General features: G+C 60.2%; 20 protein-coding genes and 1 pseudogene. 9 read left to right on the top strand and 12 right to left on the bottom strand.

What is annotated here, in order from left to right:
* Positions 1 to 5: 5 nt before the first annotated feature.
* The 6 genes and pseudogenes from MOV61_RS05105 (at position 6) to MOV61_RS05085 (ending at position 5,850) form a co-directional block, all read left to right on the top strand.
* Entirely contained in the window at positions 6 to 1,391 is a 1,386-nt protein-coding gene (locus MOV61_RS05105; RefSeq protein WP_247135814.1) for an ABC transporter substrate-binding protein, read from the top strand.
* Between the two features lie 32 nt (positions 1,392 to 1,423).
* A complete protein-coding gene (locus MOV61_RS05100) occupies positions 1,424 to 1,804 on the top strand; it encodes a VOC family protein (RefSeq protein ID WP_247135813.1) in 381 nt (126 codons plus the stop codon).
* A 14-nt stretch (positions 1,805 to 1,818) separates the two neighbouring features.
* Complete coding sequence (locus MOV61_RS05095; RefSeq protein WP_247135812.1) at positions 1,819 to 3,921, top strand: SUMF1/EgtB/PvdO family nonheme iron enzyme; 2,103 nt, start codon at positions 1,819 to 1,821, stop codon at positions 3,919 to 3,921.
* A gap of 132 nt (positions 3,922 to 4,053) precedes the next feature.
* Positions 4,054 to 4,158 (top strand): annotated as a pseudogene (locus tag MOV61_RS30565) (LysR family transcriptional regulator); the annotation flags it as partial.
* Between the two features lie 130 nt (positions 4,159 to 4,288).
* Positions 4,289 to 4,852, top strand: a complete 564-nt coding sequence (locus tag MOV61_RS05090) for an isochorismatase family protein (RefSeq protein ID WP_247135811.1) — start codon at positions 4,289 to 4,291, stop codon at positions 4,850 to 4,852.
* A complete protein-coding gene (locus tag MOV61_RS05085; RefSeq protein WP_247135810.1) occupies positions 4,849 to 5,850 on the top strand; it encodes a GlxA family transcriptional regulator in 1,002 nt (333 codons plus the stop codon). The genes MOV61_RS05090 and MOV61_RS05085 overlap by 4 nt, the downstream gene beginning before the upstream one ends.
* 57 nt (positions 5,851 to 5,907) lie before the next feature.
* Here MOV61_RS05085 and rfbA read toward each other — a convergent pair whose 3' ends face one another.
* The 3 genes from rfbA to rfbC are packed head-to-tail and all read right to left on the bottom strand — an operon-like array spanning position 5,908 to position 8,289.
* The gene (rfbA, locus tag MOV61_RS05080) at positions 5,908 to 6,771 is read right to left on the bottom strand and encodes a glucose-1-phosphate thymidylyltransferase RfbA (RefSeq protein WP_038544776.1); all 864 of its coding nucleotides are present in this window, start codon (positions 6,769 to 6,771) and stop codon (positions 5,908 to 5,910) included.
* Complete coding sequence (rfbD, locus tag MOV61_RS05075) at positions 6,768 to 7,715, bottom strand: dTDP-4-dehydrorhamnose reductase (protein WP_247135809.1); 948 nt, start codon at positions 7,713 to 7,715, stop codon at positions 6,768 to 6,770. The genes rfbA and rfbD overlap by 4 nt, the downstream gene beginning before the upstream one ends.
* A 7-nt stretch (positions 7,716 to 7,722) precedes the next feature.
* On the bottom strand, positions 7,723 to 8,289 hold the full coding sequence (gene rfbC, locus MOV61_RS05070) for a dTDP-4-dehydrorhamnose 3,5-epimerase (protein ID WP_247135808.1): 567 nt from the start codon (positions 8,287 to 8,289) through the stop codon (positions 7,723 to 7,725).
* Positions 8,290 to 8,665: 376 nt separating this feature from the next.
* Here rfbC and MOV61_RS05065 point away from each other — a divergent pair, with 376 nt between their 5' ends.
* Entirely contained in the window at positions 8,666 to 9,619 is a 954-nt protein-coding gene (locus MOV61_RS05065) for a hypothetical protein (RefSeq protein WP_247135807.1), read from the top strand.
* 81 nt (positions 9,620 to 9,700) lie between these two features.
* Here MOV61_RS05065 and MOV61_RS05060 read toward each other — a convergent pair whose 3' ends face one another.
* From MOV61_RS05060 to MOV61_RS05020, 9 genes are all read right to left on the bottom strand, one after another.
* A complete protein-coding gene (locus tag MOV61_RS05060) occupies positions 9,701 to 11,020 on the bottom strand; it encodes a glycosyltransferase family 4 protein (RefSeq protein ID WP_247135806.1) in 1,320 nt (439 codons plus the stop codon).
* On the bottom strand, positions 11,017 to 13,293 hold the full coding sequence (locus MOV61_RS05055; protein ID WP_408962352.1) for a hypothetical protein: 2,277 nt from the start codon (positions 13,291 to 13,293) through the stop codon (positions 11,017 to 11,019). The genes MOV61_RS05060 and MOV61_RS05055 overlap by 4 nt, the downstream gene beginning before the upstream one ends.
* A gap of 17 nt (positions 13,294 to 13,310) precedes the next feature.
* Entirely contained in the window at positions 13,311 to 14,042 is a 732-nt protein-coding gene (locus MOV61_RS05050; RefSeq protein WP_247135805.1) for a hypothetical protein, read from the bottom strand.
* Complete coding sequence (locus MOV61_RS05045) at positions 14,039 to 15,301, bottom strand: glycosyltransferase family 4 protein (RefSeq protein WP_247135804.1); 1,263 nt, start codon at positions 15,299 to 15,301, stop codon at positions 14,039 to 14,041. Before MOV61_RS05045 ends, MOV61_RS05050 begins: the two co-directional genes overlap by 4 nt.
* A complete protein-coding gene (locus MOV61_RS05040) occupies positions 15,298 to 16,137 on the bottom strand; it encodes a class I SAM-dependent methyltransferase (RefSeq protein WP_247135803.1) in 840 nt (279 codons plus the stop codon). Before MOV61_RS05040 ends, MOV61_RS05045 begins: the two co-directional genes overlap by 4 nt.
* Positions 16,134 to 18,389 carry a glycosyltransferase family 2 protein gene (locus MOV61_RS05035; RefSeq protein WP_247135802.1) on the bottom strand — a complete coding sequence of 752 codons (2,256 nt, stop codon included), beginning with the start codon at positions 18,387 to 18,389 and terminating at the stop codon, positions 16,134 to 16,136. The genes MOV61_RS05040 and MOV61_RS05035 overlap by 4 nt, the downstream gene beginning before the upstream one ends.
* A 65-nt stretch (positions 18,390 to 18,454) precedes the next feature.
* Complete coding sequence (locus tag MOV61_RS05030; protein WP_038544758.1) at positions 18,455 to 19,114, bottom strand: calcium-binding protein; 660 nt, start codon at positions 19,112 to 19,114, stop codon at positions 18,455 to 18,457.
* Positions 19,115 to 19,385: 271 nt separating this feature from the next.
* Positions 19,386 to 20,786, bottom strand: coding sequence for an HlyD family type I secretion periplasmic adaptor subunit (locus MOV61_RS05025; protein ID WP_247135801.1), 1,401 nt, complete (start codon positions 20,784 to 20,786; stop codon positions 19,386 to 19,388).
* Between the two features lie 17 nt (positions 20,787 to 20,803).
* The gene (locus tag MOV61_RS05020) at positions 20,804 to 22,564 is read right to left on the bottom strand and encodes a type I secretion system permease/ATPase (RefSeq protein ID WP_038544756.1); all 1,761 of its coding nucleotides are present in this window, start codon (positions 22,562 to 22,564) and stop codon (positions 20,804 to 20,806) included.
* 256 nt (positions 22,565 to 22,820) lie between these two features.
* Here MOV61_RS05020 and MOV61_RS05015 point away from each other — a divergent pair, with 256 nt between their 5' ends.
* Positions 22,821 to 23,333, top strand: a complete 513-nt coding sequence (locus tag MOV61_RS05015) for a MarR family transcriptional regulator (protein WP_046600977.1) — start codon at positions 22,821 to 22,823, stop codon at positions 23,331 to 23,333.
* A gap of 44 nt (positions 23,334 to 23,377) precedes the next feature.
* Positions 23,378 to 24,601, top strand: a complete 1,224-nt coding sequence (locus tag MOV61_RS05010) for a glycosyltransferase family 4 protein (RefSeq protein ID WP_247135800.1) — start codon at positions 23,378 to 23,380, stop codon at positions 24,599 to 24,601.
* The last annotated feature ends 119 nt before the right edge of the window (positions 24,602 to 24,720 follow it).

The following is a 24,720-nucleotide window of genomic DNA, read 5'->3' as shown; positions in this document are numbered from 1 at the left end:
TACCCGTGAGCACGCTTACCATCAGTCTGGAAAAAGTGGATTTCCTGCCGCCAACGCGGGTCACCGATGATACCAGCGTGCTGACGCTGAAGAACCTCGTTTTCGAACCGCTGCTGAAATGGGACGACGGTTTCGTGCGGCCGGCGCTGTTCGACCGCTGGACCCACTCGGTTGACGGCCGCGAATGGCGTTTCCATATCCGCGAAGGCGCGATCTTCCATGACAGCAAGCCCTGCGTGGCGGAAGACATCATCGGCTTCCTCGATGGCATCCTGGAAGCCGTCGATACGTTCGGCATGAAATGGTCCTATGCGCGCTACCTCAAGGATGCGCGCATCACGGCGGAAGGCCCGGATGTCGTACGTGTCGAAAATCCCGATCCTATCGCCGATATCCTCGACATCTTTTCCGAATTCTACATCTGCCGTTTCAATGCCGACGGTCGGCCCATCCTCGGTACGGGGCGTTATCGGGTGGTGGAATTCGAACAGCTGAAGCGCGCCATACTGGAGCGGGTGAACGGCGAAGCTGGACCGCAGCGCATCTTGGCGCTGGCGGAAAAACATGCGGAAGCGCGTTATGCTCAGCTCAGGGACGGCAGTATCGATGCAGCACTCAATCTGGAACGGGTGGAAGGCCGCCTCGTGTTCGACACTGCCTTTGACTGGGGCAGGGCGATCAATACGCTGTCGGTCATGTACTATCTGAATTGCAGCCAGGGCGTCTTCCGCTCGGCTCAAGCGCGACTTGCTGTCAACCATGCAGTGAATACCGCAGCGATTGCCGAAGAGATTTTCCACGGTCTTGCCGTGCCGTCCTCGACCATCGTCAGCCCCTTCCATCTCGGAGCCGGCAAGGCGAACCTTGCTCCCATCGGCCATGACCCGGAAAAGGCGAAACGGCTGCTCGACGGCGTCGATGCGGGCGGACCGATCCGGCTGCGCACGCCGACCTTCATGCCCGAACGTTCGCCGGAAGTGAGCCGCTTCGTGGCGGCTTCGCTGGAGGCGGTGGGGCTCGAGGTTAACGTCGAGACGGAGCTCGACCGGCCGGAATATGCGCGCCAGATCGGCCGCAAGGAAATGGGCGACATGGCGATCTTCGATTCCTCGCCGCACAGCACCTACCGTATCCTGAACGACAAGATTTCAGCCAAGACGCAAGCCGTATGGTGGCAGGGTTTCGACGACCCGGAGACCGAGGCGCTGATCGCAGCGGCCAACCACGCAGTCGATGACGCCGACCGGGAACTGGCCTATGCGCGCTGCCTGACCAGACTTCATCAGAACCCGCCCTGGCTTTATCTCGTTCATCCCATCGATGTCTTTGCGGCGCGTAAAGGCATCGGCGGACTATCGATCGATCACAAGGGCACGCTCAACATTCGCTGAGCCCCAACATTCGCCGATCCAAGGATAAGACGATGGAAAAAGACTATTCGATCACCTTCTTCTATTACGAAGACATCCACGCCGTCGCTCCCTTCTACGAGAAGGTGCTCGGCTTCGAACTGGTGCTGGACCAGGGCCTGGCGCGCATCTATCGCATCGCCGGCAAGTGCTATTTCGGCATTGTCGACGGCAACCGCGGCCACCTGAAACATCAGGAAAAGAGCGCGGTCCTCTTGACCATCGTCGCGCAGGATGTCGAAGGCTGGCACAAGCGCATGAAGGAAGCCGGGGTGAAAGGCCTGTCGGATATGCTGCGCGGCACCTATTGCGAACACTTCTTCTTCGAGGACCCGGCCGGCTACGCAATCGAAATCCAGCGTTTCCATAACCCGGATGTCGCAAAACTGTTCTGATGGGGGACGATCAGATGACCGTACCGACCGTGATGCGTGACACGCTGTTCTCGAAGGCTCGTGAATTCGGACAGGCACCGTTGCTATCGCTGCCGGACGGTTCGGTGGCCGATCTGCAGGCCGGCTATATCCCGCTGCTCGTCAATTTCAGCTTCGAGGACAAGGCCGCCAAGGGCCTGCGCAAGCTGAAGGAGCAGGCGGAGCCGGAACCGGTCGTTTATTTTTCGGCATTGGAAATGGCCCGCGACCATCCCGCGCTGCTGCTGGCGGGCGAAACGGGCAGCGGCAAGACGAGCTTCGCGCGCCATCTCGCCTTCCGGCTCGCGGGCGAGGGGCCTGTAGCGGCACCTCTGTCGCGTAACGATCTCGGTGCCGTGCATGATGAAATCTGGGAGCTGGAAGACGTCCTGCCGCTTTATGTGTCGGTGACTGCCGGCAAAACGTTCGCCGAATTGTTGGAAGTCGTGTTGCCGGAGAACGAGGCCCTCCTGTCTGCCGAGGCATGGGCGAATTCGGATGTCACCTTGCTGGTTATGCTCGATGGTATCGATGCCGCGGGTGCCGACGGCCTTGCACTTTTGAGCGAAGCTCAGCTCTTTCAGGCGCGCCATCCACGCATTCGCCTGCTGGCGCTCGGCGAGATTTCCGTCGTCAAGGGGTGGGCGCTTCCATCGGGCTTCGTGCGTTACGACCTCCTGCCGCTGCTGAAGGTCCAGCGCCGTGATGCGGCCAGACGGCTTGCCGGGCTCGATCTCGATGCAACGGGCATAGCGCTGGGAGATGCCGCGGCCAATCCGGCACTGTTCGCCATGGCGATTAATGGGGAAAATGCCGGCGAGACTGCCGAAGCGATTACTGATGATTGGCTTATAAAAGTATGCGGCGATGCCGGGACGGCGGCGTTCCTCTCCGGGCTGGCGTTCGACGCGCTGACTGGGAAGCTTGACGATCCCACGGTTCTGCCGGTCACGCGTGTGCGCCAGCTGCTTGCCGCACGCCATCTCGCCTCGCGGTCTGCAGAAGAAGCCGTCCAGCCTTTCCGTCAACGCCCCGATCTCTGGACACCGGTGCTCAGGAGTCTTGCTCTGCGACTATCCGGCTCGGAAAAGGCAAGCGCATTGATCGAAGCTCTCATCGAGGGTAACGGCGACGAGGTGCGGCGCGGTGCGCTCCTTGCGGCCGATCTGCTGACGGAACCTGGCTCGCTGCGGGATCTCGTCGCAAATCACCTTCTGGCAATTGTCCGGGATGGCGCATTGTCCGCGCCGGAGCGCGAAAAGGCGGGCCGCAAACTGTCGGTCTGGGGTGATCCGCGCGATCTCGATGCGCTGGCGGATGTGCCGGGCGGCACCTTCACATTCGGCTCCAACACTCATCCCAATTCTGCGCCGCCGCATCAGGTGTCTGTCGAGGCCTTCCGGATAGGTCTCTATCCCGTGACGAACGCCGCCTATAGCGCTTTCGTCGAGGAAACCGGACGGTTATGGCGCAGCCCGGACGGCTTTGCCGAGGATCGCCGCAATGCGCCGGCCGCTGACCTGACGTGGCGGGATGCGCGAGCCTATTGCGACTGGCTGACGGCGCGCTGGCGTGCCGGAGGCCGGATCGGGGCAGACGAGACCGTTCGTCTGCCGACGGAACCGGAATGGGAGCGCGCTGCGCGGGGCGATCAGCCGGATGTGGGCGACGAAATCATCGTTTATCCCTGGGGCAATACATGGGTCGACGATGCCGCAAATTCCGAGGAAGCGGGTTTCAACAATACCTGCACGGTCGGCCTCTTTCGCAAGGGGCGTTCCCCCTACGGGTGCTACGACATGGCCGGTCAGGTCTGGGAATGGGGCACAACGCTCTGGGGTGAGGATATGGGGACGCCGAGTTTCAAATATCCTTATGCGGACGATGGTCGCGAGGCGACGGACGCCGCACCGTCCGTCCGCAGAGTGTTGCGCGGCGGCTGTTTCTCCAGCGGCAAGCTAAAGGCCTGCTGCACCTATCGCGGTAGCCTCGAGCCCGACGGTTTCTGGCGCGGGAACGGTTTCCGGATCGTCGTCGCCAAGGTGACGCGTCATGATGCAACGGTCGATCCTGGCTTTTCCGAACGCCTCTTGGGGTAGCAATTGCGTATTGGAGATAGGCCGGCATGAGCCGGCCTCCAATGCATCATGCCGGCCGCTCTTCCGCCGCGTTTGGCCGCCATTTGATGAGCTTGCTCTCGATCACGTCGAGGATCCTGTCGATGATCAGGAGGGATCGTTCGCCGCCGTGGAGGCACCCTCTCTCCGGCGGCCGAGCGGTTTATGACGATGTTAATTGGAACCTGGGCCGAGGGTGCACCGAGTGGAAACCCATAGTCGCCGGAGAAAGCTCACAGGCCAAACAACGCGTTGGCGTGATATGTCCGCTATCTGTCCGTAACCGACATTATCATTTATGAATGAGGCGCTAGAACTATCTTCATACTCATCATTGGAGATAACAAAAATGTCCGCCAGCACCGCACTTCTTGTCATCGACGCTCAGGAATCCTTCCGTCATCGCCCCTACTTCCGTGAGGAGGGCGTCGCGCTTTATGTCGAACGCCAACAGGCCCTGATCGATGGTGCAAAAGCGTTCGGCTTTCCCGTCATCCAGATTTTTCACGTCGAGGATTCCGGAGCATTTTCCGAAGCCTCCGGCCTCGTTCGCCCGTTTGCGCCGCTCCGCATCGACGCGGACGCCGTCTTCCGCAAGCGCCGGCATAGCGCGCTTGTCGGCAGCGGACTTGATGTCTGGCTCACGGGGCATGGCATCCGTAGCCTCATTGTTTCCGGTATCCGCACCGAGCAATGCTGCGAAACCACGACCCGGCATGCTTCCGATCTCGGCTATGCGGTCGACTATGTCGGCGAGGCGACGCTAACCTTTCCGATGACGGATGTTACGGGCCGCGAATGGAGCGCCGCGGAAATCCGTGCCCGCACCGAATTGGTGCTGGCCGATCGCTTCGCCCGGATTGCGACCGTCGAGGAGGCGCTGGCTCAAGCTCCGAAGCGCGCCGCAGCATGACAGAAGAAGAGCGGCGGCGGATCGTCCCTGTCTATGTGGTTGTGCCGCCGCGCACTCTGTTGCTGGACATCGCCGGACCAATGGAGGTGTTGCGAAGAGCCAACCTGGAGCAGGCAGCGGTTCGATTCTCCATCACCTATATCGGACCGTCCGCCGACATTCTCAGTTCGACCGGACTCGGCCTGACCGGCATCAATCCTTTGCCTGCGGATCTTCCAGATGGAACTCTCGTCGTCGTGTCGGGCGCGGTTGACGAGCCGCTGGGTGCGATCATTGACACAAGAAACACCGATGCCCCGCTGGAAACCGAAATCGTCGAATGGTTGAGGCGAAGCGTGCGGCCTGGCATTCGTCTCGCAACGATCTGCTCCGGTGCGCTGCTTGCCGCGCGCGCCGGTTTGCTAGAAGGCCATGAATGCACCACGCATTATAGCCTGCTCGCCGACCTGACCCGTTTTGCGCCAACGGCGCGTGTCCGGGAGAACCGGCTTTATGTTGAAGACGGAGAGAGATTGACGAGTGCCGGTGTCACAGCGGGCATCGACCTGATGCTGGCCGTTATTGCGCGCGACGTAAGTCATGCGACAGCATTGGCCGTTGCACGCAACCTCGTCATCTATCTGCGCCGGGCAGGCGCCGACCCGCAGCTCTCGCCTTGGCTCGAAGGGCGCAATCATATTCATCCTGCCATTCATCGCGCCCAGGATGCGGTCGGTTCGGACCCGTCGCGCGACTGGTCGTTGGAAACGCTGGCGCAGGTCGCCGCGACCAGTCCCCGCAACCTGTCGAGGCTTTTCAACGAGCATGCCGGCATGAGCGTGATCGACTATGTCAACCGTATGCGCATAGCCCTCGCCAGGGAGCTTGTTGTCGGCTCAAGGCTGGATATGGAAAGCGTTGCTGAACGGGCCGGATTTTCATCGGCAAGGCAATTTCGGCGGGCCTGGCGCAGGCTGCATGATGCCTCGCCTGCGCGTGTGCGAGTCGGCAAGGTCTGACTGCATCCCGCGTGTGATCTCGATGCATCCGGTAAATTGGTGTTACGAATACCAAACTTACCTACAAAGCGTTTGTAGATATCTGCCATATTCGCTTTTGCCCAGCTTCTTGCCAACGGCTTCCAGCTGGTTGTCATCTATAAAGCCCCTGCGCCAGGCGACCTCTTCAGGGCTGTTGATCTTGATGCCCTGCCGCTTCTGCAGGGTGCCGACAAAATTGCCTGCTTCCAACAAACTCTCGGGTGTGCCGGTGTCGAGCCACGCAAAACCGCGGCCCATCTGTTCAACGTTCAACTTGCCGCGTTCGAGATAGACCCGGTTGACATCGGTGATCTCCAGTTCACCGCGCAGCGACGGCTTGAGGTTTGCGGCAATGTCGACGACGTCCTTGTCGTAAAAATAGAGCCCGGTCACCGCCCAGTTGGATTTCGGTACCGTCGGCTTTTCGACGATCGAGATCGCCTTCATTGCCTTGTCGAACTCCACGACGCCATAACGTTCCGGATCATGGACATGATAGGCGAACACCGTCGCACCATCGTTGCGCGCCGCCGCACTTTCAAAAAGCTCGGTGATGCCATGGCCGTAGAAAATGTTGTCACCGAGGATGAGGCAGGACTGATCCGATCCGACAAAATCGGCACCGATGATATAAGCTTGAGCAAGACCTGCAGGCGAAGGCTGTTCTGCATAGGAGAGCGAGATTCCCCAAGCCGAACCGTCACCTAACAGGTTGCGAAAATCGGGCAGATCATGCGGTGTGGATATGATCAGGATATCGCGTATTCCGGCCAGCATCAACGTTGAGAGGGGATAATAGATCATCGGCTTGTCATAGACCGGCATCAGTTGTTTCGACGTGACGAGCGTCATCGGATGCAGACGCGTCCCGTTGCCCCCAGCCAGAATGATACCCTTCATCGACAATTCTCCTCGGATGCCTTTTCCATGCCGGCCTGTTTTTCCGGCGCATCGCCGGCCAAGAGCCTTTGCAATGTAGTCGCAGTCGCGATTTTCCAGTTTGGCAGACGGACACCGTGAACCCTTTCGAGTTTGCTGCAATCCAGCCTCGAATTGCTTGGCCTGCGAGCCGGTGTCGGATATTGCGCAGTTGGAATCGGATGGACGATCGCGGACGCGCCACCCATCCCGGCGGATATGCGGAAGATCTCGCAAGCAAAGTCTGCCCAGCTGGCCTCACCGCTTCCCGCCAAGTGAAATATACCGCGCAGGCGTCCGTCCCGTGACGACAGCAAATTGTCGGCAACCGTTAATATGGCATCGGCGATATCGAGTGCAGATGTTGGATTGCCGTATTGATCGGCGACGACATCGAGTTCGTCGCGACTTCCAGCAAGCTGCAACATTGTGCGCAAAAAGTTCTTGTTAAAGGGGCTGTAGACCCACGCGGTCCTGAGGATGACGTAATCTGCTCCCGACGCGACCAGACGACGTTCGCCCTCAAGCTTCGATTGACCATAAACATTGAGGGGCGCGACGGGGTCGGTCTCATGATAAGGCGAAGTCTTGCTGCCGTCGAAGACATAGTCCGTCGACAAGTGGATAATCGGCACGTTGAGCTTGGTCGCGACGCGACCGATCTCATCTATGGCCGCACTATTGACGACAAAAGCTTTGGCGGCGTCGCTTTCCGCTTGGTCGACGGCAGTATAGGCGGCAGCGGAGATGATCAGTTCAGGTCTCGCGTCCACAAGAGCTTTTTCGATCGTTCCGATATCGGCAAGGTCGAGATTGGGTCTTGCGAGCGGAATAATCTCTATCTCGCCGTGGCGCTCGGCTCGCTCGATCAGAGACTGCGCGACCTGCCCGAAACGCCCGGTGACCACATACCTCCGTGCCATCATTTGCCTCCTAACCGGCTATTGTGAATGAAGTCGTCTCAAGCTCGGCGAGACGTGGTTGCATCCGATCTCTCTGCGAAAGCACGGCGCCTTCGGTTGTCACCGGCCACCTGATGTTGAGCTCGGGATCGTTCCACAATATTCCACGGTCATGGTCGCGGCTGTAGTAGTCCGTTACCTTGTAGGAGATGATGCTGTTGGGCTGGAGAGTGCAGAACCCATGTGCAAAACCGGCGGGAATCCAGACCTGGCAACCGTTCTCGGCGGTCAGTTCCGCCTGGACATATTGCCCAAAAGTTGGTGAGCCTTTCCGGATGTCGACTGCGACGTCGAGGATGGCACCGGCGATGCAACGGACCAGCTTTCCTTGAGCGCGAGGTTCAATCTGAAAGTGCAGTCCTCTCACCGTTCCAGCTTCTACCGAAAGCGACTGGTTATCCTGGACGAAATTGAAGGCACCGATGTTTTGACCAAAGACGTCAGACCGAAAAGTCTCTGAAAAGTATCCGCGATGGTCCCCATTTTTTTGGGGCGTCACCAGCACGACGTCGGGGATTTTCGTTCGTTCAAATTGCATGTCTTCCTCGCACTCAGACCGCCAGGTCATCTCAACTACGTGATGGACACATCCAGCCGCGTTCACTGGATCATTCGTGACATCTCCAAAGGGCTTTTTCGTTTTGTGCCGTTGCAACGAAGCCGGTCTCATTGTCTCGAGGGTAACGAATGCAGGCGAGAAACATCTTGTGCGAACGTTGGGGCGTGATTTGGTTTTTCCAAGCCCCGATAAAACCCTATAGCCAGAAATAGGGAGCTTAATGAATATATATTCCAGTCATTCGTGTAAATCTGTTATTGATGTTAAGCAACATTTTGCGCATGATTGCGTTATGGAACAACTGTAGTTCAAAATTTGAATTACTTTCATTCAAAAACCGCTTAATGGTGGCCGTATGATCATATTTTCAGACGAAAACTTGGAGGTGATACATCGTTCTGGGTCGTCTCCCTATCTTCTCGTCACATTTAACGAAATGGAAATGAGGGCGAACGGCAGTCGTTTCTGGGGGCAGCGATTGTGCGAGAAGGCCGACATTTCAGCGCTTGGCTTCATCAGCCGGCGGCCGAACTGGTTTCCGGCGGCGAGCGTCGTCAAGGCTGTCGAGGCCGCCGCGCCTATCCTTCACGCGGCATCGGAGCGGATCCTCTACGGGCACTCGCAGGGCGGTTATGCAGCGTTGCGGTATCGGAGGCGCTTCAACGCCACAGTGGCTGTTGCCTTTTGCCCGCAAGTCTCGATCGATCCGAAGGCCGTTCCTTTCGACGGCAGGTTTACGCGCCATTTCTCGCCCGATCTCCATGCCAATATGGGGATCGCGCCTGATCACGCGGCCGGCCGGGCCTATCTGTTCTTCGATCCGTTTCACACCGTCGATCATCAGCACGCGGTTCGGATCGCGGCGCTGCAGGAGAGGACCCAGCTGGTGCCTGTCCATATGACCGGCCATGGCACCGTTCGCGCCTTTACCGGGACGGCGCGCGCGCTCTCGGTGATCGAGGCCTGCCGCGGAGACGATCTTCCGGGTCTGCGCGGTCTCGCCCGCGCAGCGCGCGTGACCGCGCCAATGCGGCCCTATCAGATCGCCATGACGGCGATAGCTCGGCATCGGGCCTGGGCCGACAGGTTTCACGCGCGCTTTGGCCCAAATTTCTCTCCTGTCGAGCAGGCAAACTTCCTCTACCACCGGGCCAATCGCCATATTCGCGACGGTGAGCTTGTGACGGCGCGGGCCATGCTTGCGGACGCCATGGCGTATCAGCCGGACAATCTCGGCTTCGGCCGTCGGCTAGAGGAACTGGACGGCCGTATCGCGCGGCTCAGAGCGGCCGGTGCCTTGCATTCGTAATCCCAATGTTGCCGGGCCCGCCCGACAAGGCGACCTTCCTGAAGAAGGACGGTCCTCTTGGCGTTTCCTGAGGCGAGCGTCTTAAAGCGCGGGCGACAGAAGCTTGGGGCTCTCGGCGATCGCGGCATCGAGTTTCCGCCGCAGCAATGTGCGATAGAGTTTGACGTGTTCCCGCGCGCAGGCGGCGCGGTCGGCGGGTTGGCGCAGGGAAACGCGCAGCCGTTCCCAGATTTTGCCATCGCCCAGCACCTCGACGATGCGATCCGCGAGATCCTGGCTGCTGCCTGCGCGAAAGTGCAGCCCGTCCTTTCCGTCACGCACCTTTTCGGCCATTCCGCCGATATCGGAGCAGATCATCGGCCTGCGGTGGAGCAGCGCTTCCTGAATGACCACGGGCGAGTTTTCCCACCAGACGGACGGCAGAACCACCCAGTCGACGGAACGCATGAGACGTGGCACGTCCGCGTTCTGGTAGGCGCCATAGAAGCGAACGCGGTTGCCGGCGTCGGCGATGAGCTTCTTGATCCGTTCCTGGAATTCGACCGGCTGTCGCTCAAGATTGCCACCGAAGATCATCAGGCAGGAGTCTTCGCCCCATATCTCCTTCGGGATACGCGAGACGGCGTCGATCAGGATATCGGCGCCCTTGAATGGAGTCATTTGTCCGAAATAGGCAAAGCGATTGCGGCGCGGCTTGAGACCTTGAACCTCGCGCGCTGGCGCCGCTGTTTCCATGGCGATGCCGTTTTCGATCACGCTGATCTTGTCTCTTTCGATACCCCATGCGGCGTAGCGATCCGCCAGGAACCGGCTGGGGGAGATGAAAGCGTCGGCAAGGTCGAGCATGCCGCGGGCGAACAGTTCGCGCTTCAGGAAACGCGAGACGGGGATCTCGGGAAAGCAGCCGTGGCAGGCGACCGGGGACGCGGTTTCGCAGAGCTGGCCGGAAGGCCGCTTCACCATCTGCCCGTGATTGTGGCAGATCGACAGATATTCATGGAATGTGACGATGATGGCGGCGTGCGGAAACGCTTCTCGCAAAGCATAGAGTGCTTCGAGGCCGATACCGAGAACATGATGGAAATGGATGACATGGGGCCTCAGATCGCGCGCAAAACGCAAGAGGTCCTGGCTGATCGCCCGGGTATCGCCGTTCGACAGGAAGAAATGGTCGTAATCGTCCGTGTGGAACAGCAATTCGTCCTCGACGAGGCGCAGGCTCATCAGCGCGGATGCGGCGTGCCGCGGCACCGGGTGACCGATCCGAGCGAGATAAACCGATTCCACGTTCGGCAATGCTTTCAGGCCGAGATGCAGGTTGTGGGACGCGATTTCCGCCCCGCCGAGCGAGACCGACGGATGTGCATGCGAGACGACAAGGACGCGAAGCTGCTCGTTCATGCGGGCCTCTTTTCCAGGTGCTTTTCAACGGTGAGGATAGGCAGCCATTGGCTCTTGAAGATCTTCCGGTCAATCTCTTCCACCAAGGCCGCCATCGCAGGACTATCGCCGGCGCGGGCGTCGTCGCAGCCCCACATCTGCACGGACGGCAGCAAATAGGAGTCGAATCCGGACCGACTGAGGCGGAGGCCTAGATCCACACCCTTTTCCTGCGCACCGAGATAGCCACCGCAGAAGCTGCCAGCGCCCGACAGGGCGTCGCGGGGCATGATGCAGCATTCGAGCGAGGCCGCTGCGATGTGGGTCACGTTCATGTCGGTAACCGCTTTGAGCGGATATCCGGCGTAGCGGCCCACGACCGGCTGGTCGTCATTGCCGTCGTCGATCCAACTTCCCGCCCAGCGAACAGAATGGTCTTCGTAAGCCAGGACGGGCGAGATGATGCTTCCCTTCATCGTGGAAGCAGCGGCGACGAGCTTGCCATACCAGCCTCTCCCATGCGGGATCAGTGAGGCGGAGAGCGACACGACCGTTTCACAGGAAAGCGCCTGCGTGCCCGCTTCCAGCATGTCGTAGACGTCGCCCGTTCCCTTCGTCGATACCAACCTGACCGAAAGGCGATAGAAACGCGCGAGCTCCTTGAGGCGGGCGGCCTGCCTGCGAAACCGCTCGGCAGGCATGGCGATCACGATTGGCGCGCCCCGGGTTTCCGGATCGAGTGCGAGCAGGGCAAGCAGCGGGGAAATGTCTTCCTCGCTCTCGCCTACGCCGATGATGATCGGGAGACCGTTTTCCTCATCGAAGAATCCAGCGTCGATGATCGTTTCGATGGCCGGCGCTGATCTTCCTGATGATCGTGTCAGGAACGGAACAACGTGTGTATCGACGATCGCCGGCAGCGCGCTGTTGACGGGATCGATCGAGCCGATCTGGCGCAATGCCGCCGAACGTGCCGAAAGGCGCGTCGGTTTGACCGGCAGAAACGCGCGGCGCGAATCCTGCAGCGTCAGTTCAAAATAAAGGGACGCGCCTGGATCTTCGCCCGATAACTGGGCGTGGGCAACGAAGCCGTGGGCGCGCTGATCTCCCCGCAGACCCGGCACAAGGTGCGTCTGGTCGTTGAAACTGTCCGCGACGTCGGGGCGATCGAAGCGCGTCCAGTGTTCGTCGAGGCGGATTGCAGCATTGCGTCGGCGCAGCTTAACTGTCGCGACGTGGCCATCGGGGTCATACAGCCAGCCGGAGATGAGGAGATTTCCCGCATCGGCCTCGAATATGCTGTCTATCCCCATTCGGACGAGATAAGGCAGGCTTGAGACGGTTTCCTTGCCCTCGAAGCTATTGGCGGCGGCCCGCAGGGACAGGAGCACGTCCGGCGTGCTGTGGGTGCGCATCAGGACCGACCGGATATGTTCGGGGGTTTCCTGCGGATCGGCGATGCGCTTTCGAGGGTGGACCGCAACATGCCTCCAACCGGCGCGCCCTCGAAAGATCAGACCTTCAATGTCGGCAACGCGGGCGGCCTCGTCCGTCTCGAGAAGGCCGACAAAACCAGCGGCGCCATCGGGAGCGTCGGGACGTGTAAACGTGGCAATACCGCATTCCGCGACCACCGGCGTTGCCCTTCCGATCAGGGACATCCGGCAAGGCCCCGGTGCCATGCCGCGGCTCCAGCCCTGCAGGAATGTCACGCCATCATGGCTCTCGCCGATCACCTCGACGAAGCCATCAGTGGCGTGGGTCGCCTGTAATAGCGTGGTTATGGTGAGAAGCCTGCGGCGGCTGAGATTGCCGGTCATCAGAGCGTCTACGAGCCGGTTTATGACGGCGGCCGACTGAGATCCGGCGGACTCGAGCATGAGCGCGGCCGCTTCCTCCGTTGAGGCAAGACGGGGCGCAAAGATGTAGGGCGTGCCCGTCTCCTTCTCCGTCTCTCCGAAGCGTATCGTGGTCATGGCAAGGTCCGTGTCCCCTGCCGGAAGGAGCGCCGCAAAGCCGTGCTTGGCCCGCGGTGAGGATGCGGTCAGTCGCCATTCCGAGACAAATGCATTTCGCGTATCGGCCTGATTTTCGCCGACGCCAACCGTCACGTCGCCGGCCGGGACTTGGCCGAGGCCTATAATGAGCAGGGTTGCCTCGTCGACGCGGCAGCCGATAACCCTTCCGGAGCGCATCGCCCTGCTCGCCCCCTGCTTGGCGGGCGTTGGTTTGGTGACCAGGGGGCCGGTGACCGGAGGGTTGGTAACCGTGGGGGACTGTTCCGTAACCAGCATGCCTTGCCCTCCCTCGGTCAAATCCTGAAAATCAGCGCAAGGCCGGCGCCCGCGGCAAATCCGACGAGAACGAACAGCAGCAACAGCATGGGTTTGAATTCGGCGTTCGCCCGCTTCTTCAATGCATTCAGGTTCTTCTCCATCCCAGCCACGACCCCGTCCAGCCGCATCAGGTGGACATCGAGGTCATTCAGCCGTTGGCTGACCTCCACCTTGAGGTTTTCGACGGCGTTGCCGATTTCGGTCAGGTCGGTGGTTTCGGTCTTGTCCGCATCGATTTCCGGTGCGCGCTGCAGGGAGCGCTGCGAGACCTGCAACTGCCGCTGCGACGCCATCAGCACATCAAGCTTGTCGAGCACTTTTGCCAGCGGCGCGGCGATCAGCGCTTCGGCCGCCTGTTCGTTCGGCTGCGGAACGCGAAGCGCCTGTTCGGAGCCGCTTCCATTGCGCGCCATGACGACGATATCGTTGGCCCGCGAATGGAGGGGATCGGGCAGCGCGATTTCGAATGCGTGCTTGCCGTCGCCGATACCGTTGCGTCGCAGGTCTGGACGGTTGCGATCGGCAACAGTCTCTGCGATCACCTTGCCATCGAGTAGGACACGGATGGTCAGACGCTGGTCCGGCGCCATCGGGTCGAATGCCCAGCCGAAGATCGTACCCATGTCGACGGCGTCCACGCGGCCGTTCATCGGCTTGACGTTGTCCTGTTCGGATGCGGCATCCGGTCGTTCGGCGGGACTGGTCATGCGCTCTCCAATGCCTGAACCTGTGCCGTCTCCATCCACTTGAGATAGCGGCGGGCAGTCGTGTCGATGTCGTCGGGCTTGCGGGCGTTTTGCGCAAACAGGTGCAGCAGTTTCGGGTCTTCCAGGATGTCGCGCATCGCCGCGGCGAGCGCCCGGGCATCATTGGGTGGGACGGTCAGGCCGTTGACGCCATGCTCGACCATTTCAGCCATTCCGCCGATATTGCTGGCGATGACCGGACGGCCTTGCGCCTGGGCTTCCTGAATGACCAACGGTGCGTTCTCCCACCAGACGGACGGAACGATGGTGCAATCGACCGCAGCCACCAGATCGCCGATATCTTCGCGTCGATAGGGCCCTCGGGCCTGCACGGATCCTGATGTTTCGGCAAAGCGTCGATTGATCTCCTCGACGAACGTCTCGCTCTGGAAAGGCGCGCCGCCATGGACGCGAAGTTCGAAATCCATGCCGTCGGCCAGAAGCTGACGCGCCGCCTCGAGCAATACGGTCACCCCTTTCCAGGGGTTGAGATTGCCGAAATATCCGAAGACCGGCTTCCCGCCCTGAAGCAGATCTCTTCGCAGGCCGGCTTTGCGGGCAGGAATGCCATTGGGAATGACGCTGATCGTATCTTCGTCCAGTCCCCATTGCACATAGCGATCCCGCAAAAAGGCGCTTGGCGAGACGAAGTGGTCGACCGTGCTCAACAGGGCCTTCAGGTGGCGTTCGCGCAAGGCAAAGCGATCGAGCGGAATATCCTTGAAGCAGGCATGGCAGCGGTCCGGGCTGGACTGATGACAAAGCTCCTTGCTGCCAGTGCGCACCATCAGGCCGTCATGGTGGCAGATGGGGTAGTAGTCATGGAGTGTCATGACGATCTGGCAATCGGGCAGGGTGCGGCGGACGATGTGGGGGAACTCGGCGCCAAGCAGCAGCATGTGGTGGAGATGGACCACATCCGGCCGGAAATCGCGCAGGAGATCCGCTATGTCAGGCACGACACCGTAGAGGTCGATCTGGCTCATGAAGAAGCGGTCGAAATGTCCGGACCACAACAGGATTTCGTCTCCTGCCGAGCCGATGCTCTGGAAGCTCGTGCCAGGTCTTGCTTCGCGATGAATGTGGTTCGTGGCACCGAGAAACAGAGCTTCGTGGCCCTCGCGCTGATAGGCGCGAAACAGGTCGTGAGCGAATATCTCGGTTCCGCCCGGGTGAAGGGACGGATGGTTGTGGGCAGCGACCAGAATGCGCTTGCTCATCGGCCATTTCCCCGGCGCTTCGCCACAATGAAATCCTGATGGTGAGCCGCTTTGGTGCCGCGCCAATGGCCAAGCGATTTCAAGGCGACGGAGAGGCCGGCCCGTTCGAGCGCCTTGTCGAGAAAGCCGTCTTCGAAGCCGACCGCCGCAAGCGGCGCCTGGTTGGGTACGAACCAGCACGGGCTTTCGCCATAGCGGCGGAACGCAAGGCGCGGATCGCGCCGCCCGTGCTCGTCTGCCGCCGCGATCCGGTCGACCACGAAGGCTGTCATGAACAATCGGCCGCCGACTGACAGGACCCTGCGAACCTCAGCGAGGTAAACGAGGACTTCCGCAGGGGGTAGGTGAGTGACCACCGACGTCATGATGACGAAGTCGAAATGTTGATCCGGAAAGGGAAGCCTCAGGGCCCTGCCACTGACCTTGCCGTTCGGATTGTAGAGTTCGTGCGCGATATCCAATCGCTGGAAGGCGAAATTGGAGTAGGCGGGCGTGATCGTCCGCTGGCACCAGTCGATGCCGCCCTCGACCGGATCGATGCCGTCGTAGCGGCTTGTCTGCGGATCGAGATACTGGGTGAGCGGCACGGCCATCCGGCCGATACCGCAGCCGATGTCGAGCACGCGGGCCTCTTCGCGCAGGCCGCCGATACGGATGAAGTGCCCGAGAAATTCCGCGCCTATCGCGCGAAAATCACCGTCGCCCACGAAGACATTGGTGGGTTCCGGCTGTGGCAGAAAACGATTGCCCCGAACGGCTTCAAGCAGCCAGCGAACACGGTCCTCGTCGACCAGCCGAGCCGGCTTGGGAGGGCGCGCGAGTGCTATCTGTGTCACGCTGCGTTCCTTTCCCGGGCTCTCCCGTTTGTGGCGGCGGGGCGATCTTGATCTTTGTCGAATGGGTTGGCCATCAAGTCGGTGATGTCGTCTTCCCAGCGTTGCGTGTGCAGCCATGAATTGTATTGGCTGGCAACGCCGCGCATATAGTCCTCGCTGCGGCGGATCGATCGGCGCTCGAAATGATACAGGCAGGCGGCCGGCTCATAGGCGATCTGGAGCCCGAGACGGCGGATCTTGAGGCAGAGGTCACTGTCCTCGTAGTCGCCGATCACGTAGTCCTCGGTGAAGCCGCCGACACGCTCGTAGGTGACCCTGCGGGTCACGAGGCAGGCGCCGGTGACGCCGGGAACCTCGCGAGCTTGTTGGGCGGGAGCATAGTCGCCGGGCATGCCCTTGTTGAAATGGTGGTTCAACCAGATCCCGCGCTGGTCGCGGCCAAAATACAGGCCGGCATGCTGCAGCGATCCGTCTTCGAAGAGCAGTTTCGGGCCGATGGCGCCCAGCCTGCTGTTTTCCAACAGCGGGCGCGACAGCACCTGAAGCCAACCGGGTCCCTTTGGCACGACATCCGAATTGAGCATGACCAGAATGGCGCCGCGGGCAAAACGTGCGCCGGCATTGCAGGCCCGCGCGTAGCCGCTGTTGCGGTTCATGACGACCAGCTTCATCGGCAGCCCGTGCAGAAGGTGCAAGCCGCCCAGCATGTGCTCCGTCTCATCCTGGATTTCCGGTGAATCGAGGACGAAGATGATCTCGGCATTGGCGACGAGCCACGGATCGGTGGCCATTCCCGACAGTTGGAAGCGCAGGAAATCGAGGACCTTGTAGAGAGGTATGACAATCGAAACGAGGGGTGTGGTTTCGGACAGGCTGTAGTCCTTCGTGGAATCGACCTCTATGGTCTTTCCCAATCGCCGTTCTATGTCCTGCAGGGCGGGCGCGAGGATCGTGCGGAAGGCGCTATCGACCGCATGCTGCGGCGGCACGGCGCGCAGGACATGGTTTCGTTGCGTTGCGGGCTCGAAAGGCTGCGGCTTCGGTATCAGCGGCCTGACCGCTCCCGAAGCAAGGCGCAACTGAAATCGCGGCTGCAGGAGCGGACCGGTGGATTCCGGCAGCGGGATCCAGGCAACGAAGCCGGTCACATCGGTCTTGCTCTTCTCGTCCTTGCCTTCCGCCCATGCCGGGAATTTGTAGCTGTTTGCGTCAAGCGGTACGGCCGTGCCGTCCTCCCTGACGTAGTCGATGCCGGCGAAGGCGGATGACGGCGCATGGAACCAGCCGCCTGCCAGAAGGCCGTCGTCGAGCGCCAGGGCGAGATCGACCTCCCCGGACGGATGCATCGACGACTTGGCAATCCGGGTTGCAGGCAGCGGGGCGTTGACCTGAAGGTCGATCGCCGTCGCGGCGCTGCCTTCCGGCAAGGCGGCGAGGCAACGGACGATCATTTCGCGCAGCTCCACCGCCTCACGGTTTTTGCTCCACCAGCTCTGAAGGCTGGGATGGCGAGGCTTGTCGTCAGCAAGCTGGCGAATTGCGGCACCATTCTTGCTCAGGAGGACGATGAGAAACGGAGGAGAGGGAAAAGGCGCCTCTGCGATGAAATGGCACGGTTGAAGACCGCTTTTCGCTCTGCGTCCGAGGACAGGCCTTACGGCCATGCGTGCGATCGAAGTCGCGCCGATCGCATAGATCGCTATAATGTCGCCGAGGTCCGGATTGATCGCCGTCTCGATCAGATGGCGTCCTTGGGCAACCTGGCAGACGATGCTGGCGGCCTGCGGTTCGGGCACGAGCGCATGAAGGGCGTCTTCGACGATCATATGGAAAAGATGGTCGCCGGCGATGCGGAAGGCGCTTCGCCAGACGGTCAGCAGGTTGTTGACGAACTTGATGCGGGAACCCGGTGCAAGATCCGTAAACAGCGCTTCCACATCGGGGGGTGTGAGCATGTGTGCCGGCTGCATCACGACGGTTTCGACGATGTCGCCGTGTTCCGTGCAGATGTCCGCGTTTACCGGCTGTTGTTCCGGTCGCATCGCCCAGAACATGCGCTGTCTTCCGTGGCCGAGTGGAAGCATCATGCTGACCAGCGGTACCGGTGACCGATCCATCGACAACAGGCACTTGGTGGTTGCGGGAAGGGGCGAGGGGAGATCCCAGACAAGGATTGCCAAATCCGCGCCGAGCCGAAAGATTTTTGCGTTTCTGAAAACGCCCGTGGCGTCTATCGCTTCGTCGAACGTCACACGCGGCCCCTCTGAATCGGAGTTGCGCGCCCCGCGGGAGGAGGCAGGGCGCGCAGAAATCATGCTCAGTGAACGGTGAAGTAGTTCTCGGGATTGGCATGAATGTCGTCAGCGTCGACATTGACCAATGTCAGCGTATCGCCATGGCCGAGATCGACGACGACATTGCCGCCGACCTGGGTGACGCGCGAGGCCAGATCGTCCGGCGAGGTCACGTCGAGGCCATTGATGCCCTTCGAGATCTGCAGGATATCCTCGCCAGCGGTGAAGTCGAGAATGACGTCATTGCCGCCGCCGCCGCCGAACACGAAGACGTCATGGCCAGCACCGCCGACCAGGATATCGTTGCCAGCGCCGCCATCGATGATGTCGTTGCCGTCGCCGCCGTAGAGGATGTCAGCACCCTTGCCGCCGGACAGGAGATCATTGCCATGTCCGCCGAGCAAGGTGTCATTGCCCTTGTCGCCGTAAAGAAGATCATCACCCCAGCCGCCGACAAGATTGTCGTTGCCATCTCCACCGTTCAGCAAGTCGTCGCCCTCGTCGCCGAACAGGGTGTCATGTCCCTTTCCGCCGAACAGGATGTCGTCACCTTCACCGCCGAACACGATGTCGTGCCCGTTACCGCCGTTTACGAAATCATCGCCCCCATGGGCGCGGATGAAGTCGTTGAAGCGGGAACCGAACAGGGCATCGTCGTATGCTCCGCCTTCCAATGTGGCCATCTGCCTCTCCTCTTCAGGTTTGTACGAGTGCGTTGTCGGCGCGGGTGCGACGATTTCGCGCTTGAAATGTGCACTGCAAAAAACCGAAGCGCAAGCATGTCTTGAGACAAAAATGCCATATGTTGGGAAATATATTTCATGAATTGAATATTACTGGCACATTACCCCGATAATCTCCAGTTATATAAATTAAAATTTCCGTATTTTACTTTGAAACAAATTCAATATTTGAAACAATTTCTGCTTTGCAGCATTTCTTTCCATTCAGATACTAATCTTCCCTGAAAGCGCGATTGAAACTTTCGAGGACGGGGGAGGTGATGTAGTCGATCGCGCGGCGTGGCTGGTGGATGATCAGCACTTCTGCCGGCATGCCGGGATAGAGGCGCACATCAGGGTTCGCCTTGAGCGATGCCGGGTCGAGTTTGGCGCGCGCGACGAAAAACGCACTGTTTGATTTCTCGTCGACCGACTGGTCCGCGGCGACATAAATGACCGTACCTTCCATCGGCAGGCGGGACCGTTGATTATAGGCCGTCAGCCGGACCTGGGTATGCGAGCCGACGGCGATGCTGTCGATGTCGCGAGGATTGACGCGCATCTCGACCAGCAGCGGCTCATTCTCCGGAACGATCTCAAGCAACGGTTGGCCGGGCGTGACTGCGCTGCCGGGGGTGCGCACCAAGATGTTGCTGATGATGCCATCCTGCGGAGAGCGGATCTCAAGGCGCCGCAGCACGTCCTTCGAAGCGGTGATCTGTTGTTCGACGTCGGCGAGATCGACCCGTGCGGTGGCGATTTCGCCGGCGATCGTCGACTGAAAGTCGCTTTCGATCCCAGTCAGCGCAAGCTGCGCGCCGGCTGCGGCCTTTTCGGACTGGGCCTTGTTGCCGACGAGTTCGCCCCGTTGCCTCGCAAGCTCACTGAGCCTGGAGTCGATCTCGATGATCTGGGTACGCGGTGCGGCGCCTATCTTCACCAATGAGTCCATCGCCGCGCGGTGCTCCTTGATGAAGCCGATTTGCCGGTCGGTCGCCTCGATCTGGATGTCGTATGACGCTGCCAGTTCGAGGTGTTCCTCGATCGTCTTTCTCTGGACCTCGACGCGTCCGAGCTTGGTCTCGCGCCGCTTTTCAAAAAATATCGTTTCCGCCCTGACGGAGTCGTCGATCGTAACACCCCAGGCGTCGCCGAAATCGCTTGGAAAACTGACTTGCGGCGCGTCATTCTGTTCAGCTTTCAGTCGAGCCAGTTTGGCGATCAGGCCAATGCGCCGGGCCTGAAGCGACCGGAGGCTGGAACGGGCGCGCGTATCCTCCAGTTCGATCAGGGCCTGACCGACGGTAACCTTGTCGCCCTCCTGGACCAGCAATCGGTTCATCACGCCGCCTTCGAAATGGCTGATGGTTTTCCGTTTCGAATCGACGATGACCGTGCCGTTGGCGACCGTCGCGCTGCTGAGCTCGACCGAAAACCCCCAGGCAAAAAATCCGCCGAAGGACACGAGGATCGTGGCGAGCCCCGCAATGACGAGACCGCGTAGCGGTGAACGGCTGTCAAACTGGTCGAACTCCAGGTTCGATGGGCCGGCATCCGGCAAGGCCGGTTGATATCGCTGGATTTGGCGCTCGGAGAGATCGGCGCGGATCGCGAGTGGCTTTTTCTCAATCATGAGGGGTTTGTGCCCGGTCATATTGCGGCTACCTCCCGGGCTGTTTCGCCCGGCATCGTGGCCGGAACCACGGACGTACGCGGTCCGAACTGGGTGATGCGGCCGTTTTCAAGCACGAGCAGCTTGTCGGCGACCTGCATGATGGCCGGCCTGTGAGCGATAATGATGACGATGGCGCCACTCTCGCGGGCGCGCTGGATCGCGCGGATAAGGGCTCGCTCGCCGATCGCATCCAGATTCGCGTTCGGTTCGTCGAGCACGATGAGGCGAGGTTGGTTGTAGAGGCAGCGCGCCAACGCGATACGCTGCCGCTGCCCTCCGGAAAGGGTCAGATGTCCGTCGCCGACCGGCGTATCGTAGCCGAGCGGCAGGCGCCCGACCATTTCATGAATGTCGGCCAGCCGCGCCGCCTCCAGTACCTTGTATGGATCGCTGTCCGCCATTCGCCCGATGTTTTCCCGAATAGTGCCTTCCAGAAGCGAGACGGATTGCGGCAGGTATCCGACTATCTGGCCGAACGAGCTGCGCTCCCAGAGATAGGTATTGTTGCCGTCGAGGAAGACACCGCCGGATGTGGGGCGCAGAACGCCGACCAGCAGGCGCGCAAGTGTCGATTTGCCCGCGGCGGAAGGGCCGATCACGCCCAGAACCTCGCCCGGAGAGAGGGAGAAAGAAATGCCCTTGATGATCGGCACATCCAGGCCGGGGGCTGCGTAAATGAGCTTGTCGACCACGATGTCGCCCGACGAATGCGGCGTCGGCATCGTCTGGCGGATCGCAACGTCCGCCGTGAGGATGGCCTCCAGACGATGCCAGGCCCCGGCCGCCAGCACCCACTGCCGCCAATTGTCGATGAGCGAATCGAAGGGAATCAGGAGGCGCCCAACCAGGATGCTCGATGCCATCATCGCGCCGGGCGTGATTTCCTGCTGCAGCACCAGAAATGCACCGGCCGACAGGGTAATGATCTGGATGGAATAGCGCAGGCTGCGGGTAATGGACGACATCGCCTTGCTCCTGCGCCCGCTTGTTTCAAAGGCGCTGAGGGCTTCCAGTTGCAGGGCGCGCCAACGGGCCGCCAGGGCCGGCAGCATGCCCATTGCCTCGATTGCCTCGGCATGTCGCAGCGAAGCACCGATCTTGGACACCGCCTCGATATTCGTTTGATTCGCCTCCTTGGTGAGTTGGCGGGTCAAAATGTCCGTAATCAGCCCGCCGCAGAGGAGCAGAGCGGCGGAAACGGCTCCGATAAGACCAAAAAGCGGATGCAAAAGGAAAAGGGCGCCAAGGAAAATCGGCGACCACGCCGCATCGAGGGGCGCAGTGACTGCTGACGAGGTCAGGAAACTTCGCAATTCCGAGATGTCCCGAAGCGACTGGGTGGCGCGCGACAGGCCCTGGTCGACCGAGGCCTGAACGGCGGCGGCCAGGACGGGCATGTTCAGTCGGCGCACAAGCGCACCTCCCATGGCCTGGAACGAGAGGGCGCGGATGAATTCCAGAACACCGAGCACGACAAGGGCGCCGACGGCCAGAATGATGAGCATTCCAAGCGTGTCCATGCTCTGACTGTTGAGCACCCGGTCATGGACCTGCAGCATGAACAGAGGCATCGTCAGTTGTAACAAATTCAGGCACACGCTGAGTGCCGCGGCATAAAATAATCCCGACAGAAATACACGTTTTGCTTGCGATACCAGCAACCCTGGGCTGCTTTGTTTTCGACCTCCCCGGATTTGCCCCTTGATTGTTGTCCCATTTTGAACAGTATCGCGCATGGCAATTTGCCTCAAGTTAACGTTAGATCAATCAGTCGGAGGACGTATTTCGTTATAGCTAAACCGAAGGATAGTATTGCTTCCTCCAATCTGGCACATAACGGAGGGCTTATGCAAGCTCATGGCAATTGGGGGGAATGGGCGTAGTTGAATATTACTTCAATTTTTGAAGTATTTTCCTGAAATGGAGAGTGGGATGAAAGAAGAAGTTGTGCTTAATTTGCCTGTTGATCTGAACGGCGAACTGACAGTTCAAATGGGCCAGACGGCACAGACAGACCCCAAGCATCCTCAGGATGCAGAGTTGGGGGACCTCCAACAGGTTACATATTTCGAGCTCGCTCGCCTCATGGAGCGGGCAAGCCGTCGGTTCTCGGGCCTGATCCGTGCGGAGCTGACCAAGCTTCGGGTCGACGATATCGGACCGGCACAGGCGATGATTCTGCTGGCAATCGGCGATTCGGAACTCTCGGTCGCCGAGCTCCTGGATCGGGGGCATTATGTCGGCTCCAACGTTTCCTATTATCTGAAACAGCTTGGCGATGGTGACTACATCGATCGGGTTGCCTCCCAGCGCGACAAGCGGTCCGCACGCATCAAGCTGACTGAGAAGGGGCGGCAGCTCAGGGCAAATCTCCGTGACGCGGCGATGGCTTATGAGCGCGCGGTGAATCGTGGCGACCAGGAGCAACGGATGCTTGAAACGGCATTCCAGACTTTGCATCAGCTCGAGCTGGCTTGGGGCAGCACCCCACGGTACGGCGTTTGAATGGTGGGTGAGGGCGTGCCCCTGGCCGTGGGGGAATAGACGCGATGCACGTGGCGTTTGTTCATCGACGGGGTTTCGGTCAGTTCGCTGCCCTGGCCGCTCAACTCGCACAGGCGGGCAACGAGGTCAGCCTCATCACCGAGACCATAGATCAGAAGATCCCTTCCGTTCGAGTCGTTCGACATCGAGCGGAAGCGGGGCCGCGTGCAGATCCCCATATGGCCCGACATATGGGGACTCCCGATCACCATGCGCGAATCGGTCATCGCGTCGCCGAGACGCTCGATGCCATGGTGCGGCAGGGGATGGTTCCCGATGTCGTCGTTGGCCATATCGGCTGGGGAAGCATGATGTTCCTGAAGGATGTGCTCCCGCAGGTGCCCGCATTGGGGTATTGCGAGTTCTTCTACCGGTCGGAAGGGGCAGATATCGGGTTCTCCCCCGACGATCGGCCCGATCTGGAGACGCGCAAGAGACTGCGGCTGCGCAATGTCGCGCAACTCCTGTCCCTCGAGGCCATCGAGGCCGGCATCAGCCCCACCCATTGGCAGAGAAGTCTCTATCCCGCCGACGCCCGGGGGCGCATTTCAGTGTGTCACGAGGGGATCGATACGGCGCGGTTTCGACCCGACCCGACAGCTTCGGCTACGCTTCCAGATGGACGCGTGCTGAGTGCCGATGGTCCTCCCATCGTCACTTTTGTCGCGCGCGATCTCGAGCCGTATCGCGGATTCCCGCAGGCTCTCGAGGCGGCCGCCAAGGTCGTGCGCCAACGGGCCGATGCTCTGTTCGTGTTCGTCGGAGGAGACGGTGTCAGCTATGGCGTGCCGCCGCCGGGTGGCGGGGCGTGGAAGGATCACCTCCTCAAGTCGCTGGACATACCGCAGGAGAATATCGTCTTTCCCGGCCCGGTGCCGCATTCGGTCTTACGGCAGATCTACCAGATCTCGTCCGCGCATCTGTACCTGACCTATCCCTTCGTCCTGTCCTGGTCGGTGCTGGAGGCTATGGCGTGTGGCGCGCTGGTCATCGGATCGGATACCGCGCCCGTTCAGGAGGTCATACGGTCCGGCAAAAATGGCCTTCTGGTGCCGTTCTTCGATACGGATGCACTCGCCGAGGCCATTCTCGGCGCCCTAGCGAATCCGGAACGTCATTTCGCGATGCGCGTTGCAGCGCGCCGGACAGTCGAGAGGCGTTTCCGGCTAGCGGAATGCCTTAATCGTCAACAGAATATTATTGAAAAGCTGACCGGAAAACCGTTTTGAGGCATTCAAGGAGCGGCTGCATGATTATTACTTCAATTTTTAAAGTATATTTTGAGTTCATTTCTTTATATCGGTTGAATTTTGTTATTGTGCGCTGCAATGTTAGTTGTTAGGCTTCT

It is taken from the genome of Neorhizobium sp. BETTINA12A, assembly GCF_023006485.1.
Taxonomy (GTDB): domain Bacteria; phylum Pseudomonadota; class Alphaproteobacteria; order Rhizobiales; family Rhizobiaceae; genus Neorhizobium.
The sequence above is the reverse complement of the archived record's forward strand: the minus strand, read 5'-3'. Positions and strand labels throughout refer to the sequence as shown.